Here is a 13,903-nt window from a genome sequence, read left to right as displayed (position 1 = left end):
AACATAGTTGCGAGTGGCAATGCACATCGCGCGCGGCACATCTGGTCGGGTCAGAAGCGCGGATTTTTACCGCTGAAACTCGGGTCGTACTTCTGCATTTGCTTCAGGTCGTCGCGATTGCGCACGCCGCACGACAGATACTGGGCATGCAGTTCCGCTAGGCGGTCGCGGTCGAGTTCGACGCCGAGGCCTGGTGTGGTGGGCACGCGTAGCGCGCCATTGTCGAAGCTCACGCGGCCACCCTTGATGACTTCTTCTTCCTGCCACGGGTAATGGGTGTCGCACGCGTAGGTCAGATTGGGGATGCTCGCCGCGACGTGCGTCATCGCCATCAGGCTGATGCCGAGGTGCGAGTTGGAGTGCATCGACATGCCCAGATCCCACAGCTTGCACATGCGCGCGAGCGTCTGGGTCGCACGCAGACCACCCCAGTAGTGATGATCCGACAGCAACACCTTCACCGAACCCATCTCGGCGCCACGGCGGAAATCTTCCATGGTCGTGATCACCATATTGGTCGCGAGCGGCAGGCGCGTGTGCTTCGCCAGTTCGGCCATGCCTGCGAGCCCCGGACACGGGTCTTCGTAGTACTCGAGCAGTTCGTCGAGTTCGGGCGCGGCCGCGATGCTCGTTTCGAGCGTCCAGTTGGCGTTCGGATCGAGGCGCAGCGGCACGCCGGGGAAAGCCTGATGCAGCGCACGCATGCACGCGATCTCATGCGCCGGCTCGAACACGCCACCCTTGAGCTTGATGCTCTGGAAGCCGTACAGGTCGATCATGCGACGCGCCTGCGCGACGATCTGCTCCGCGCTAAGGCCTTCGCCCCAGGCATCGGGCGCATAGGGCTTGTCGACGTGCTCCGCGTACTTGAAGAAGAGGTAGGCGCTGTAGGGCACTGCGTCGCGAACCTTGCCGCCGAGCAGATCGACGATCGGCGCGCCGATGATTTGCCCCTGCAAGTCGAGCATCGCGACTTCGAGCGTGCTGATGACTTTCGGCGCGTTCTTGGCCGAGTGCGAGCCGGGGGCAAGTTCGAATTCGACCGCGCCCGAGCTCGGCTTGATCGCCGCACGCACGCGTTCTTCCATCCGGTTCAGGTCGAACGGCGACAGGCCGATCACCAGCGCCTTGGCCTGCTCGAGCACACGCAGCATCGGCTCGTCACCATATGTCTCCGAGATGCCGACGCGGCCATCGCTCGTCTCCAACTCGACGATGGCGCGCAATGCCCACGGTTCGTGGATACCGGCAGCGTTGAGCAGAGGGCCGTCGCGGAAGGCGATCGGCGTAATTCGCACCTGAGTGACGGTGATGTCGCGAGTCATGGCGGCAGTCCGGAAATAGAGGGATTGGAAGTGGATGACGCATGGTAAAGCACTAATGTATTAGTGCGTCAGTGGGGAAAACCCATGCGCCTGGCGCGCTGAAAACGGCTGCACGCCTGCCGGAAGCGCGCGCGCGTCGGCTATAGTATTAATATTTCAGCACGTGGAAACAGCAGTGTCCGCCTGTGCCCACGCTTCTGGTCCTGCCATGAAAATCAACGTTTCCCCGACGAGGGCGACCCGGCTCGACCGGTCTCGCCATGCCGCGCCGCAAGTCTTCGAGCGCCTGCGCGAAATGATCCTGTCCCTCGAACTGGCGCCCGGCACGGTGCTCTCGCGCGCCGATCTGGCGACTCAATACGGTCTGAGTCAGACGCCCGTGCGCGATGCGCTGATGAAGCTCGGCGAGGAAGGCCTCGTCGACATTTTTCCGCAGCACGCCACCGTGGTCAGCCAGATCAATGTGACTTCCGCGTTGCAGGCGCACTTCCTGCGGCGCTCGATCGAACTGGAAATCGTGCGCACGCTTGCGGAGCAGCGCGACGCCGCACTGATCGCTCAGTTGCGCGCCACGATTGCCGGGCAGATGGAAGTGCGCGACCTGAAGAACATCGAGCAGTTCTCGCTGCTCGACCAGGCCTTTCATCGCCAGATGTACGAGGCGGCGGGCGTGCCACAGCTCTGGGATCTGGTGCGCAGACTGAGCGGCCACATCGACCGGCTGCGTCGCCTGCACCTGCCGGTCGAGGGCAAGACGATGGCGGTGGTGCGCGATCACACCGAGATCGTCGATGCCATCGAAAGGGGCGATGCCGAGGCCGCGCAGGCGGCGCTGCGCAAGCATCTCTCGGGTACGCTGAACCAGGTCGACGAGATCCGCACGAGGCACCCGAATTTTTTGACTGACGTCTGAATGCGCTCGGAGGAGCGTGTGCAAGCGCCGTCGAAACTCGATCGGCCGATTTCGGCGATGGCCGTCGTCGGTCGCCATTTGATGACGCTCGAACGACCAGCCGCATTCGTCGAAGCGACAGCTCGCTCGCCACTATTCGCTCGACTCGCGTAGGCCACTAACGCGCGCCGTCGCGGCGAAACCTCCAAAAACGGCGATCAAACGCTAGCCCGTACGCGCGTCTTAGCCGGTCGGCGTCGGGCGGTAAATACATCAGCCCAACGTGCGCCGGCATGACGCGCCGAACTCAATGCGATTGCATCGGCCGCGATCTGGACTGGCCTGCCGGAGCGGCGCACTACCTCCGATGCAACGTCTTCACTCAACCAGCGCCACCGGGACGTGCTTCGTTCGCCGAGAAGAATCAGGTCAGCACCCGTCTCCTCGGCAACAGCGGCGATCGCGCGGCCGACCGTCATGCCGCACATCGGCAGCATAACCATGCGGACTTCCGCTTCAGGCGCTTGATCGTCCAGTACATTCCTGACATGCGCGATGACTTTGCGTCCGTGCGCGCTCATTGCCTCGACGATCAAGCCGAAATTGTCGTCAGCGGCTCCCAGATAAGAGGGCGTCGGGTCGACCACATGCAGCACGACAATTTGTGCGTCGTACTTGCGTGCGGTTTCAATGGCCGACGCCAGGACGGTATCGGCCGAACTTGCACTGATTGCGACGAGGATTTTCGAAAACATGTTGAGCGCCCTCATGTAGCGGTTAAGTCAGACACGACAGCAGACTTGAGCTGTTCGTGATCCATGACCGCATCATCACTCGGTAGAGTGAGCGGAAAATTAGCTGAAGCAATCAATAAGACCAGTAGCCGAAGCGTTGCGGATAGCCGTAAACGACAGGAGGCGGGGCGTACGCAACCGGAGGCGGAGCGTAGACGGGGCTCGTGGTATAAACGGCCGGCTGGGAAATAGTGTTGCCTTTCGAGGCCATGCATTGCGCGTAGGCGGCGTTGTATCGCGCCTGCAGATTGGCCGAAGTGGCTTGCGCGCCGTTTGCACCTACAGCACTGCCGAGCAGCAGGCCCGCGCCCGCACCGATCGCTGCGCCGACGCCGGCGTCGCCTGCCGCGGCGCCGAGCAGCGCGCCGGCGGCCGCTCCGCCCACGGTTCCGATCGCACTGCTGCCGACGCCGGCTGGTATTGCGCCTTGTGTTTGCCCGGCGGCATTGTTAGAGCGGAATGCGTAGTCCCGGCATGCATAGTCTTCCTGCTGGAACACGCTAATCGGCTTGCCACTTGGCGGCAATGCGACGACTGACGGGCCAGTCGGCGGCATGACGGCGCAGCCGGTAAGCGCGACGGCGATCAAGCATGCGGGCAAGGCGATACGAGTGGTTCTTAAGAGTTTCATGATGTCACGTCCCCTGATTCGATGACGCCATCCTGAGCGCGCACAGTTAGCGTTGAATTAGCTTGACGCTGCGCAGGGCCGGCGGGGGTGTGTAACAGACTGGTGAAAAGCGGGGAGGGCGGGCACGCGGACCGATTTGGGGGAGAACGCAGGTCGTTCGTTCGGTTCGAGAGCCCGTGGACCTGCTTTCTTGTCGCGTAAGCGAGCGGCTAGCAGGTCAATCGTGTTTGGTAGACACGGCGAGTGATAGCGGCGTAAGCGCAAGAAGGCATCACCCGCCGCTCGGAAAATACGATGCGTCGACGAGATAGTGCTCGCGGGTGAATGCGCCGTAGATGTATTGCGGGTTCTCGACATCCTTGTTGTAGTACTCGTGCCACCAGCTTGCCGACTGCCAGATCGCCTCGGGGCAACTGGACCGGCTCTCGAGTCCCGGCGTGAGATCGAATCCGTTGGCCGCATACGCCGTCTCCAGCATCGCAGCCGAAGGCATGCCGAAGCCTTCGCCCAGTGGATTCGACGGCACACCGCAACCCCACGCATAGCCTATCCAACGCAGCAGCAGGCTCGACAGATCAATCGACATGCGCTCACGGCGCAGTTGCGTGAGACTCGCTTGAATCGCTTCGCCCGCGACGGGCCACACGATGAGCGCCAGGTTCGGATACTGTTCGGGCGAATCGATATGTGCGAGTGTGCTTGTCTGGATCGCATTGCAGATGGGCGCAAATCCGTCCGGCGGATACCATGCGTCGGGCGAAAGCGACACGCTGGTCACTTCCGTATCCTTCGTCGCGGCTTTGCTTTTCACGCCAACGAACATCGCCTGCGACCACGAACTCGGCGACATGTCACTGCGCACGTGCGCCTGCGCGAGTCTCAAGCGAAACGACAACGGATCGGCGCCGCCGATCAACAGAACGAAACTGTGCTCCTTGATGCCTTTCAACGGGACGCTCTTGAGCGCCCGATTGATCCACACGACGTTGCCCTCCTTCTTCTGCCGTGTCAGCGCGAGTAGATTCTTATTGCGTGCTGCCGCTCTTGACCGGCGTGCGATGACTGACATGATGGTGGACTCCCTTTGAGCGTTTCAGTGAGCAGCCGTCAGTTTGAAATGCGCGCTCCAACGCGTTTTCGCATTCACTTCCTGATCTCGATGAAGAGGCACGTAGTCGACCTGAACATCGAGAGAGCCGCCCACACGCTGAATGCAAAGCATCAGCGCAAGATTGCCTCTCATCGATGAAGAGGGGCGAGGGTTGAGCGTCGTCGGCAGCAGGAGCGACTGATAGTCGCCCAGGCTGCCGAATCTCGATGGTGGGTCGCCGGGGTTAGGGTGCGTGGGCCAAGGGTCGCGTGGCCCGAACCAGCCGGTAATCGCCGATTTGATTGTCTTGAATTCGTCGATCCCGATCGACTTGACCAGCGACGTGGGCGATGAAATCACTTCATAGACGGGGCCACGGTTCAACGTATCGGCGCGCAGTATCCTGCCCCAGTGAACATCGCCGGTCAGGCAGGTCAGCGGCAAGCCGGCCGTCGAGACGCGTTCTATCTGTTCCACCATGAAGCGATAATCGGCTTCGTAGTTCGCCAGTTCGTAGTCCGCAACGTGACCATCGAACGCGCTCGCCGGATCGGCAAAGAGCGATTGTCCCGTCAATAGAAAACCGTAACGGGGCTTCGGCGTGTTCGCGGACGCAACGAGCGTGTTCACCCATGCAGCGAGCGCGTTGCGGCCCGCGTTGCCAAGCAGCGCCCCTGGCGGGTCGAGCATCGTCTCGTGATCCGGCGCATTGCCGACGCCTCTTTCGCGCTGACTGCGCGTATCCAGCAGCAGGATCGTGAGAGGCTCTATGTCGATCACGCGCGGCTGTCCCATCGGGCCCGGATAGCCTTGCTGAAACATGCTGAAGCCGATTTCGGCTGCGGTGCGCCAGCGGTCCCTGCCCGCTTCCGTCCAACTGTTCTGAATCAGCGGACTCTTGAAGGGCGCGTTGTTCCAGTACTCGTGATCGTCGGGAATCGACGCGACGGGCGCCAGCGATAGCAATTGTGGAAACCCTTCTGGAATGCCGCTTCCGTTCGCTGGCGACGCACCAGGCGCATACCAGTTGCTCACGTAGTCTTCCTGAAACTTCGCTTCAAGCCAGGCCTGGTCATTCGAAAAGTTGAGTTCCGTGGGCAGGTCCAGATAAACCTGATCGCCCGCGAACAGCACGAGGTCTGGACGCGGCTTATAGGAAGAGATCCATCTGCCCGCTTCGCCATGCCGGTCCTGGGCGCCGTGAAAACATGACAGGAGCAGCAGATTGAATCGCTCGCCGAATTCCTGCGGGATCGCTTGAGGCAGGGTGCGAAATGAGCGCACGACGGGTGCGACGGCGTCGACGCTCAATCCGACTTCATGCTCGGAAGCCGGCGCAAGGCCACTGAATTCGACAACCGTGGAGCAGAAGGGGAGCTTTCCCTGAACCTTCCAGCACTGCAGCGGGCGTACTGTCGAAGGCACAACCGGTTTGCCGCCGAGTGTCCAGGCCAGCGCCGACGCCGTGCCATTGGTAGCCGCGAGAACACCCGCCCATACGCGCAACGTCGTGGCGTTATCGGCGACGTGATTCACAAGAGACACGATCATTTCGATGATCCAGAAGAATGATTCGTTCTTTGTGTTTCGAACGGGCAATACCTGTGCGGCGCAATCGAAGTTGCGCGGACGGACACGGGACTCGATGGCCCACTCGATCGAGATGGAATTCTCTCAACACAGCATAGAAATTGACCTGACAATTTGTAATGAGGGTTTTCCGGCCCGCCAGACAGGAGATCAATTTCGCTGCAACGTGCGGCAGTCAACATTCAATCAGGCGCGCTAGGCGTATGAAAGCAATGTGAAAGCAAAAAGAAAACTGGTGCGCCGACGAGCGATCCAGACCGGCTGGAGATCAATCCGGGGAAGCTGCATTCGGTCAAGAAGATCGACACCGAAATGCAAAAACGCTTCGGGGACGTGAATCCCTGAGAGCCTGTCTTCGACCCTGATGAACGGAGGTGATTGCCATGCGCCGCTCTGTAAAGCCTATCCGCAATCATGTTTGCACCCACGCGTTTTGTCGCGTGCCGCTGTCGCCGGATGCAATCGCCCAGCTCTATGCGCGTTTCATGGAGCTCAAGGAAAAGCGCAGGCTGCCCAAGAGCATGACGTTCGATTAGTACTATTCGGTCTGGCGCAGCAGCAGGCGCGGCGAGAATTTCGTGGGCCTCGACGACGGCGCGCTCCAGCATTCATCGAGCACCAGCAAGCAACTGATCGACCGTCCCCCGCGACTGCTCAAGGGTGTCATTCAGACGCTGGTATTGCTGGTCGATTTTCCCGATCGCCCCCATGACGTCAACCGCAGCCCTGCGTTCTTCGAGCAGATGCTGTTCAGCGCCGACCATGTCTTTCCCACCGGCAGCATGCGTGATTACTACCGCACGGTCAGCAACTTCGACGGCGCGGCGGGAAAGGGCATCGACGTGCAGGGCAAGGTGTTCGGCTGGTTTCGCCTGCCTCAGCCGTTGAGCTTTTACACGGACGGCAGTTCGGGCATGGACGGCACGTTTCCGCGCAACGCCCAGGGCATCGCGCGCGATGCCGTGCTGGCGGCGCAGCAGGCCGGTGTCGATTTCTCTCCGTACGACATGCTCGGCGAGCATCTGGTCACGGCGCTCTTCATCATCCATGCGGGCGGTGGAGCGGAGCAGACCTTGTCGCGCGACGACGTATGGAGCCACAAATGGGTTATTCCAGACGGCGTGAAGGTTGGCCCCAACCTTACTGTGCAAACCTATCTGACGGTGCCGGAAGACTGCAACATGGGCGTATGCGCGCACGAATGGGGACACCTCGCCGCGCGCTGGGCCGACTACTACGATACGGGCCGCGTTCAGCAGATGCAGTCGAACGGGCTCGGCAACTACTGTCTGATGGCGGCGGGCTCGTGGGGCAACAACGGGCTGACGCCCGTGCTTCCGAACGGCATGCTGCGCATGTTTCATAGCTGGATCGAACCGAGGCTCGTCACGAAGACGACGAAGAACATTGACCTCGAACCCGCGGCTGAGGGCGGCAGTATCGTCTATATCAACAACGCTGCGCGGATGGTCGAGGAGCAGTACATCATCGTCGAGTACCGGCGGCGGCGCGGACAGGACGCGTTTTCGCCGGATGAGGGCGTGGCGATTTACGTGGTGGACGAGCGGATCGACAACGTCAACGACGAAGAGCATCTCGCGATCGAACTGATGCAGGCCGACAACCGGCGCGATCTCGCGAAGATTTTCGGACAGGGCAATCGCGGTGACTCGACGGACCTGTATCCGAACGGCACCAAACGCTCGATCGGCAAGGCAACCAAGCCCGCGCTCCATTTGCCCGATGGCAAATGGAGCGGTGTGACGATCGCCGTATCGGGCACGCCAGGGGCTGACAAGATGAAAATTAGCGTGACGATGGAGTGAGACGGGCGCGGCGCACCATCGGCGAAGGCCGGACGGGACGAGATGAACGCGTTCGGGCGAGCCTTCCGCGCGCGAGGTACGGACTCTTCTACCCCGAATGGTGCTGCCAATCTAATAGAGCGATTACTGGCTCAATTGCGAACCCGAGAGTAAGTGAGTGCCAGCGCTCACGGGCGTGTGCACGCATACGGTGGCTTGCTGTTCGCGCAGCAAGTATCTCTGGCGGGACGCATGCTTGAACTCTCGGTGCCTGCGCATCGGCCATGCATCGACCGATGCCTGCAAAGCACGTCCTAGTGGAAGCTGCCGCCTGACTCGTTGTCAGAAATCTTTCTTCCGGAACTGTCTACGATCGCAACTGGCGTGCCGGCCGTGGTTCTCGCCGGATACGTCGAAAGCAGCCGCGATGTACGGCCCTGCTCACTAGCGGCCGATGTCGCGATGTCGACTGGCGCTTGCAGCGTGGTCACAAGACTTTGAAAACTCGCTTGCATAACAGAAGCGAGTCCTCCTCCAGTTTCTACGGCGATCTCCTGAACGTGGCGCCAGTACGCAAACGTCTTTTTCAGCGCGGCAGGCAGTTGCTGCGACTGAAGTTCGATCACTTCATTCAATGATCGTGAAGAAAGTGCCGCTCCGGCTAACACCTCCTGTTCGCGGAGAGATGTCTTTACGGTTTGCACATTCAATTCGACAAGTTTCTCCAGGCCGGCCACGGCGCAGGCCATCCAGTCGAATGCGCCTGGAAGATCGGTGTCGCGGCGAAAGAGGGGAGCGTAGTTCAAAGTAGTAGCGTGCATAAGACGAAGGCTCGGTGAGGGTGAAAGTGAAGGGGCAGGCACATGCCGGCATTGAGCCAGTCAGCAACCGTCATTCCAGCGCCGGTGGTCTGGCCTGCATGCGTCGGGCCAAGCGGATCAACGGGCATTTCCGAGGAGAACGCGGCGCGCATCCGGCAAGTTGTCGCTTCGTTGCGCGTCGTGGTCAGGAGGCTCGGCCGGATCAATCAGGCGACCGGGCGGCCTGGCATTGCACGGGTCGGGTTGCGGCGCAGGAGAGCGTCGTCATCGGTCGACGCACCGCCGGCTTCTTCGAACGGCGGCTGATGACGAAATCCGGCGTGCCCCGAGACGATGGAGATGATTGCGCCGACAACGAGTGCCGCAAACGAAAACCACGAGGCGCGTGCTACGCCGCGTGCTGCGGTGTCTGCTGCCTGACGTGCATCGGCTTCGGCTTGCGGACTCGAGGCTTCAGCGGTCGCGGAGGCAACCGCGCCTTGAACGCGTTGTGTCAAGGCGCCCGCCATCGTGCCAGTGGTTCCTGACGGACCGGCTGCCGCACCGACCGTTGCGCCGGTCGCCGCGACGCTTCCGGCGGCGCTCACCGCGCTTCCGAGCAGCGACGTTGCTCCGTAGACAACCATGAGAATCATCACTGCCCACGCGAGCAGGCCGTGAAGCCAACCGAGTACGGGGGCACAGCGTCCCGCGAAATAGGAACCGATGAAGACGGCGATGACGGTCATCACGATCAGATAGACGCCTGAACCAAAGCCGAATCCTTGCAGAGGATTGGGACGGGAAAGGGGCGAGAGCGCGGACGTGCCGATTGCCGTGCCGAGCACACTGAGGATGAGGTAGGCGATCAGCGAGAGGATGACGCCTGCGATCACAGAACCCCACGAAACGCGAGGTAGTCCGCTCTGGGTAGTGAGGAGTTTCATAGTTAGCCTGTGACATGAAGGATTAAAAGGAATGAACGCAAGATGGCTTGTGTTCATGCATCTGAACCGCGCAACGGCTGTTCCCGGCATTCCTTGAACTCGATCAGTTGCCGATTTGCGATGCAAGGGAACTCTTTGTCGGTGTCAGCGGGATGAATTTCGCCGGGCACATGGCGCTGGAAAGAGGAATCCACTTCGCGCTGTTTTGTCGACGCTATGGGTCAGTGTCGATAGTTACGAAGCTCCTGCAGGAACCGTTCGACGGGACTGGCGCGGCGAAACGCACGTACCGGCGAACTGGCACAGCGCGTGCTGAGCGGTCTTTACGAAGTGATGCCCATCCGATGTGTAACCCGTGACGGTCCCCTGGAAAAGACGGTCCAAGAAGCGAAAATGGAGAAACCATGCTTGCCGTCGTCATCCCAGCCCATAACGAGGCTCATCTAATCGGTCAGTGCATCCGGTCGATTATTCGCGCGTCCCGTCATTCCAATCTCGAGGGCGAGGAAGTCCGTATTTTTGTGGTGATGGACAGTTGCACTGACGGCACGGGGCTGATCGCCGCGTCGCTGGGCGCGCGGATCTTATCGGTGGAGATGCGCAACGTCGGCGCGGCGCGCGCGATGGGTGCACAGGCAGCGCTGGCGCAGGGCGCCCGGTGGTTGGCTTTCAGCGACGCTGACACAACGGTTGCGGAAGACTGGCTCGTGCAGCAGCTTAACTGTCGAACCGACGCGGTGTGCGGAGTCATCAGTATCGAGAATTGGGCCGGACACGGTGCCGCGGTCCGCAGGGACTTCACGACGACTTATCGGGACCGTGACGGGCACCGCCATATTCACGGCGCGAATCTGGGCGTGTCCGCGGCGGCGTACGTGGCGGCTGGCGGATTCAGACCATTCGCATCCAATGAGGACGTGGCATTCGTCGAAGCGCTGATTGCCGCAAAGGCATCCGTCGCATGGAGCGCCGCAACGCGAGTGGTGACCAGCGCCCGTCTTGATTCGCGCGCGCCTAACGGCTTCGGCGCAGCGCTGCGGGCGGTCAGTCTGCAATTGGCTGCGGCGGACGGGATGGCGAACGACACAGTATCGCAGGCGTGCGAGGATTCGGAGCGTTTCGACGCTGCGCCTTAACTGCTTCGCCTGACTCAACGTGGGATAAGTGAGTGAGATTCCCTGCGCTCACCCCCTGTCGCAAGCAACCCCGTCAACCTGGCAGAGACGGGCTCCTGCAAGTATGCTATCGGACTCGACGATCGATCCACGCATGCAGCACGGGAGCAACGTGAAAAAGACGGAGTTGCGAAACGACCTATTGGAACTGCGCGAACTCATCCGCGAGTTTGTCGACGAGCGTGACTGGGACCAATTCCACACGCCGAAGAATCTGGCGACAGCGTTGAGTGTCGAGGCAAGCGAGCTACTGGAGCCTTTTCAGTGGCTTGTTTCGGGTGACAAAAGCGAACTCGACGAAGCGAAGCAGACAGCTATCCGGCATGAGATGGCCGACGTTCTGGTGTACCTCGTTCGCCTTGCAGACAAGATGGATGTCGACCTCTTTCAGGCTGTGGTGGAAAAGATGGCGCTCAATCGGGAAAAATATCCCGCCGACAAAGTACGCGGCGACTCACGCAAGTACTCCGAGTACGAAGACTAGAGTCAACGAGCCTTCCCCCCAGCCTCACCCGCAATTCAGGAGTGTCAGTCGATGTCGGTTTCGTCATCCGCCACCACACGCCCCGGCGCTTCCTCTCTGATCACGTCGCTGGTCGCGGCCGCGTTGTTCATGGAAAACCTCGACGGCTCGATCATCGCAACCGCGCTACCGCAGATGGCGCATTCGTTTCACATCACGCCGGTCGAACTGAGCATCGGCATCACGTCGTATCTGTTGACGCTCGCGGTCTTCATCCCGATCAGCGGCTGGATTGCCGACAGGGTCGGTGTGCGCACGGTGTTCACGGCTGCGCTTGCGATCTTCACCGCCGCATCAGTGCTGTGCGGACTGACCGACAACCTCGTCGAATTCACCGGCGCGCGGATTGTGCAAGGCATTGGCGGCGCGATGATGGTGCCGGTCGGACGACTCGCCGTGCTGCGCGCCACGCCGAAGGAAGGCCTGATGCGCGCGATCTCGATCATCACCTGGCCGGGGCTGGTCGCGCCAGTCCTCGGACCGCCGCTGGGCGGGTTCATCACCACGTATTCGTCGTGGCGCTGGATCTTCTATCTGAACGTGCCGCTCGGACTCGTGGGCGTGGCGCTGGCGTGGCGCTTCATCAGCGCGGAACGCGACACGGATCGTCGTCCGTTCGACATGTTGGGTTTCGTGTTGACCGGCGTGGCGGGCACGTCGGTGATGTACGCGATGGAGGCGATCGGCCGCGCCGACACGTCATGGCGCACGGCGCTGCTGTTTCTGGCAATCGGTCTCGCGGCTTGCGCGGCGGCGTGGTTTCATCTGCGACGCAGCGCGCATCCGATGGTCGATCTGTCGGCGTTCCGGATCAAGACGTTCATGGTGGCGATCGGTGGCGGGTCGCTGTTCCGGATCGCGATCGGCTCGGTGCCGTTTCTGCTGCCGTTGATGTTTCAGGTCGGCTTCGGCATGAATCCGTTTCAGTCGGGCTTGCTCACGCTCGGGGTATTCGCCGGCAATCTGTCGACGAAACTCGTCACGACGCAGATCTTGCGGCGCTTCGGCTTTCGCACGGTGCTTCTGTACAACGGCGCGTTCGCCGCGGTGACGCTGGCGAGCATGAGTCTGCTAACGGCCTCCACACCGTATGGATGGATCCTCTTTGCGCTATTCGTCAGCGGCGTCGCGCGGTCGTTGCAATTCACCGCGATCAACACGCTCGGCTTCGCGGATGTGCCCAAGCAGCAGATGAGCGGCGCGTCCACCTTGTCGAGCACCCTGGGCCAGATGACGATGGGCATGGGCGTTGCAGCCGGCGCGATTGCGTTACGGATCGCGGCGTGGTGGCACGGACACGATGCGCAAACATTGGCGCCGGCCGATTTCACCATCGCGTTTCTGATGATGGCGGTATTGAGCGTGATCGCGATAGCCGATGTCTTTTCGCTGTCACCCGATGCCGGCGCGCATGTCAGCGGACATCGAAGGGCGGGCGAGAAGTCATGACGAAACAGTCGAAAGCGCTCTCGACACATTCGACACTGAATCGGCACACGCAATGTTCTACGCCCAGCTTGAAAGATAAACTGCGACACGCGAGCATCGCGGCCCGCGACTCAAATCGACTTCACTTCTCCACCGTCCATCCGTAAGGTCGATCCCGTCATCCAGCGTGCCTCAGGCGACACGACGAACGCCATCAACGCGGCAATTTCCTCCGGCGTGCCGTAACGCGCAATACCGGCTTCAACGGGAAACTTTGCCGTCGCTTCTTCGACAGACATGTTGTGCAGCGGCGCCCAATGCTCCAGGTATGAGCGTCGCCGGCCGGTCATCACGGGCCCTGGCAGCACGCTGTTGACCTGCACGCCGTCGGCGATGCCGCGATCCGAGAACGCTTTCGCGAGCGCCACGATCGCCGCGTTGATCGTGCCCACGGCCGCATAGGGCGCCTTGGGAAACAGTGCCGAATTCCCGGACATCAGCACGACCGATCCTGAGCTTTCCTTCAGCGCCGGCCACGCCGCGATCGTCAACCGTCGCGCGCCGTGCAGCTTGAGCGCGAGACCATGCTCCCATTGCTCGTCGGTCATCTCGAGCACGTCGATCTGCGGGACTGCGCCTGCAATGTTGAGCAGGGCGTCGATCCGCCCGAACGTCGCGAGTGTCTGGTCGACGACTTGGCGGGCGACGTCGGGCTCAGAGAGGTCGGCGTCGATAACGAGCGTTTCGGCACCGGCCTTCTTCACCTCGACGGCGGTCTCGTCGAGGTTCGCGCGGTTGCGCGCCACGAGCACGATCGAATCGAAATCCCGCGCCAGTCTGATGGCGGTGGAACGGCCGATACCCTGGCTTGCGCCCGTCACGATTGCGACTTTGCTGGACATG

At 61.3% G+C, this 13,903-nt stretch carries 15 protein-coding genes; 7 read left to right on the top strand and 8 right to left on the bottom strand.

Going from position 1 to position 13,903, the window contains the following annotated elements; genetic code table 11:
- Positions 1-50: 50 nt before the first annotated feature.
- On the bottom strand, positions 51-1,325 hold the full coding sequence (locus B0G74_RS30055; RefSeq protein WP_132379044.1) for a glucarate dehydratase family protein: 1,275 nt from the start codon (positions 1,323-1,325) through the stop codon (positions 51-53).
- 208 nt (positions 1,326-1,533) lie between these two features.
- On the opposite strand from B0G74_RS30055, the gene B0G74_RS30050 reads away from it, so the two are divergent.
- Complete coding sequence (locus tag B0G74_RS30050; protein WP_132379042.1) at positions 1,534-2,238, top strand: GntR family transcriptional regulator; 705 nt, start codon at positions 1,534-1,536, stop codon at positions 2,236-2,238.
- A 197-nt stretch (positions 2,239-2,435) separates the two neighbouring features.
- Here the strand turns inward: B0G74_RS30050 and B0G74_RS30045 are convergent, their stop codons facing one another.
- The 4 genes from B0G74_RS30045 to B0G74_RS30030 form a co-directional block, all read right to left on the bottom strand.
- Complete coding sequence (locus tag B0G74_RS30045; protein WP_165923943.1) at positions 2,436-2,972, bottom strand: universal stress protein; 537 nt, start codon at positions 2,970-2,972, stop codon at positions 2,436-2,438.
- Positions 2,973-3,084: 112 nt separating this feature from the next.
- Complete coding sequence (locus B0G74_RS30040; RefSeq protein ID WP_132379038.1) at positions 3,085-3,642, bottom strand: glycine zipper family protein; 558 nt, start codon at positions 3,640-3,642, stop codon at positions 3,085-3,087.
- 271 nt (positions 3,643-3,913) lie between these two features.
- Positions 3,914-4,711, bottom strand: coding sequence for a hypothetical protein (locus B0G74_RS30035; protein ID WP_132379036.1), 798 nt, complete (start codon positions 4,709-4,711; stop codon positions 3,914-3,916).
- A 24-nt stretch (positions 4,712-4,735) separates the two neighbouring features.
- Positions 4,736-6,283 (bottom strand): hypothetical protein, encoded by a 1,548-nt coding sequence (locus tag B0G74_RS30030; RefSeq protein ID WP_132379034.1) that lies wholly within the window; start codon positions 6,281-6,283, stop codon positions 4,736-4,738.
- Positions 6,284-6,287: 4 nt separating this feature from the next.
- On the opposite strand from B0G74_RS30030, the gene B0G74_RS30025 reads away from it, so the two are divergent.
- The 3 genes from B0G74_RS30025 to B0G74_RS30020 all read left to right on the top strand — a co-directional run bounded on the left by B0G74_RS30025 (position 6,288) and on the right by B0G74_RS30020 (position 8,148).
- Complete coding sequence (locus tag B0G74_RS30025; protein WP_132379032.1) at positions 6,288-6,521, top strand: hypothetical protein; 234 nt, start codon at positions 6,288-6,290, stop codon at positions 6,519-6,521.
- 184 nt (positions 6,522-6,705) lie between these two features.
- Entirely contained in the window at positions 6,706-6,858 is a 153-nt protein-coding gene (locus tag B0G74_RS46250) for a hypothetical protein (protein WP_207915719.1), read from the top strand.
- Between the two features lie 42 nt (positions 6,859-6,900).
- Positions 6,901-8,148 (top strand): M6 family metalloprotease domain-containing protein, encoded by a 1,248-nt coding sequence (locus B0G74_RS30020; RefSeq protein WP_207915718.1) that lies wholly within the window; start codon positions 6,901-6,903, stop codon positions 8,146-8,148.
- A gap of 293 nt (positions 8,149-8,441) precedes the next feature.
- Here B0G74_RS30020 and B0G74_RS30015 read toward each other — a convergent pair whose 3' ends face one another.
- The gene (locus B0G74_RS30015) at positions 8,442-8,933 is read right to left on the bottom strand and encodes a phasin family protein (protein WP_243658346.1); all 492 of its coding nucleotides are present in this window, start codon (positions 8,931-8,933) and stop codon (positions 8,442-8,444) included.
- 221 nt (positions 8,934-9,154) lie between these two features.
- A complete protein-coding gene (locus B0G74_RS30010) occupies positions 9,155-9,874 on the bottom strand; it encodes a hypothetical protein (protein ID WP_132379028.1) in 720 nt (239 codons plus the stop codon).
- A 404-nt stretch (positions 9,875-10,278) separates the two neighbouring features.
- On the opposite strand from B0G74_RS30010, the gene B0G74_RS30005 reads away from it, so the two are divergent.
- The 3 genes from B0G74_RS30005 to B0G74_RS29995 all read left to right on the top strand — a co-directional run bounded on the left by B0G74_RS30005 (position 10,279) and on the right by B0G74_RS29995 (position 13,021).
- Complete coding sequence (locus B0G74_RS30005; RefSeq protein WP_132379026.1) at positions 10,279-11,010, top strand: glycosyltransferase; 732 nt, start codon at positions 10,279-10,281, stop codon at positions 11,008-11,010.
- Between the two features lie 133 nt (positions 11,011-11,143).
- Positions 11,144-11,533, top strand: a complete 390-nt coding sequence (locus B0G74_RS30000; RefSeq protein ID WP_132379024.1) for a nucleotide pyrophosphohydrolase — start codon at positions 11,144-11,146, stop codon at positions 11,531-11,533.
- A 51-nt stretch (positions 11,534-11,584) separates the two neighbouring features.
- The gene (locus B0G74_RS29995; RefSeq protein ID WP_132379022.1) at positions 11,585-13,021 is read left to right on the top strand and encodes an MFS transporter; all 1,437 of its coding nucleotides are present in this window, start codon (positions 11,585-11,587) and stop codon (positions 13,019-13,021) included.
- A 110-nt stretch (positions 13,022-13,131) separates the two neighbouring features.
- On the opposite strand, the gene B0G74_RS29990 is transcribed toward B0G74_RS29995, so the two are convergent.
- Positions 13,132-13,902 carry an SDR family oxidoreductase gene (locus B0G74_RS29990; RefSeq protein ID WP_132379020.1) on the bottom strand — a complete coding sequence of 257 codons (771 nt, stop codon included), beginning with the start codon at positions 13,900-13,902 and terminating at the stop codon, positions 13,132-13,134.
- Position 13,903: the final 1 nt, after the last annotated feature.

The organism is Paraburkholderia sp. BL9I2N2 (assembly GCF_004339745.1).
GTDB lineage: Bacteria > Pseudomonadota > Gammaproteobacteria > Burkholderiales > Burkholderiaceae > Paraburkholderia.
The sequence above is the reverse complement of the archived record's forward strand: the minus strand, read 5'-3'. Positions and strand labels throughout refer to the sequence as shown.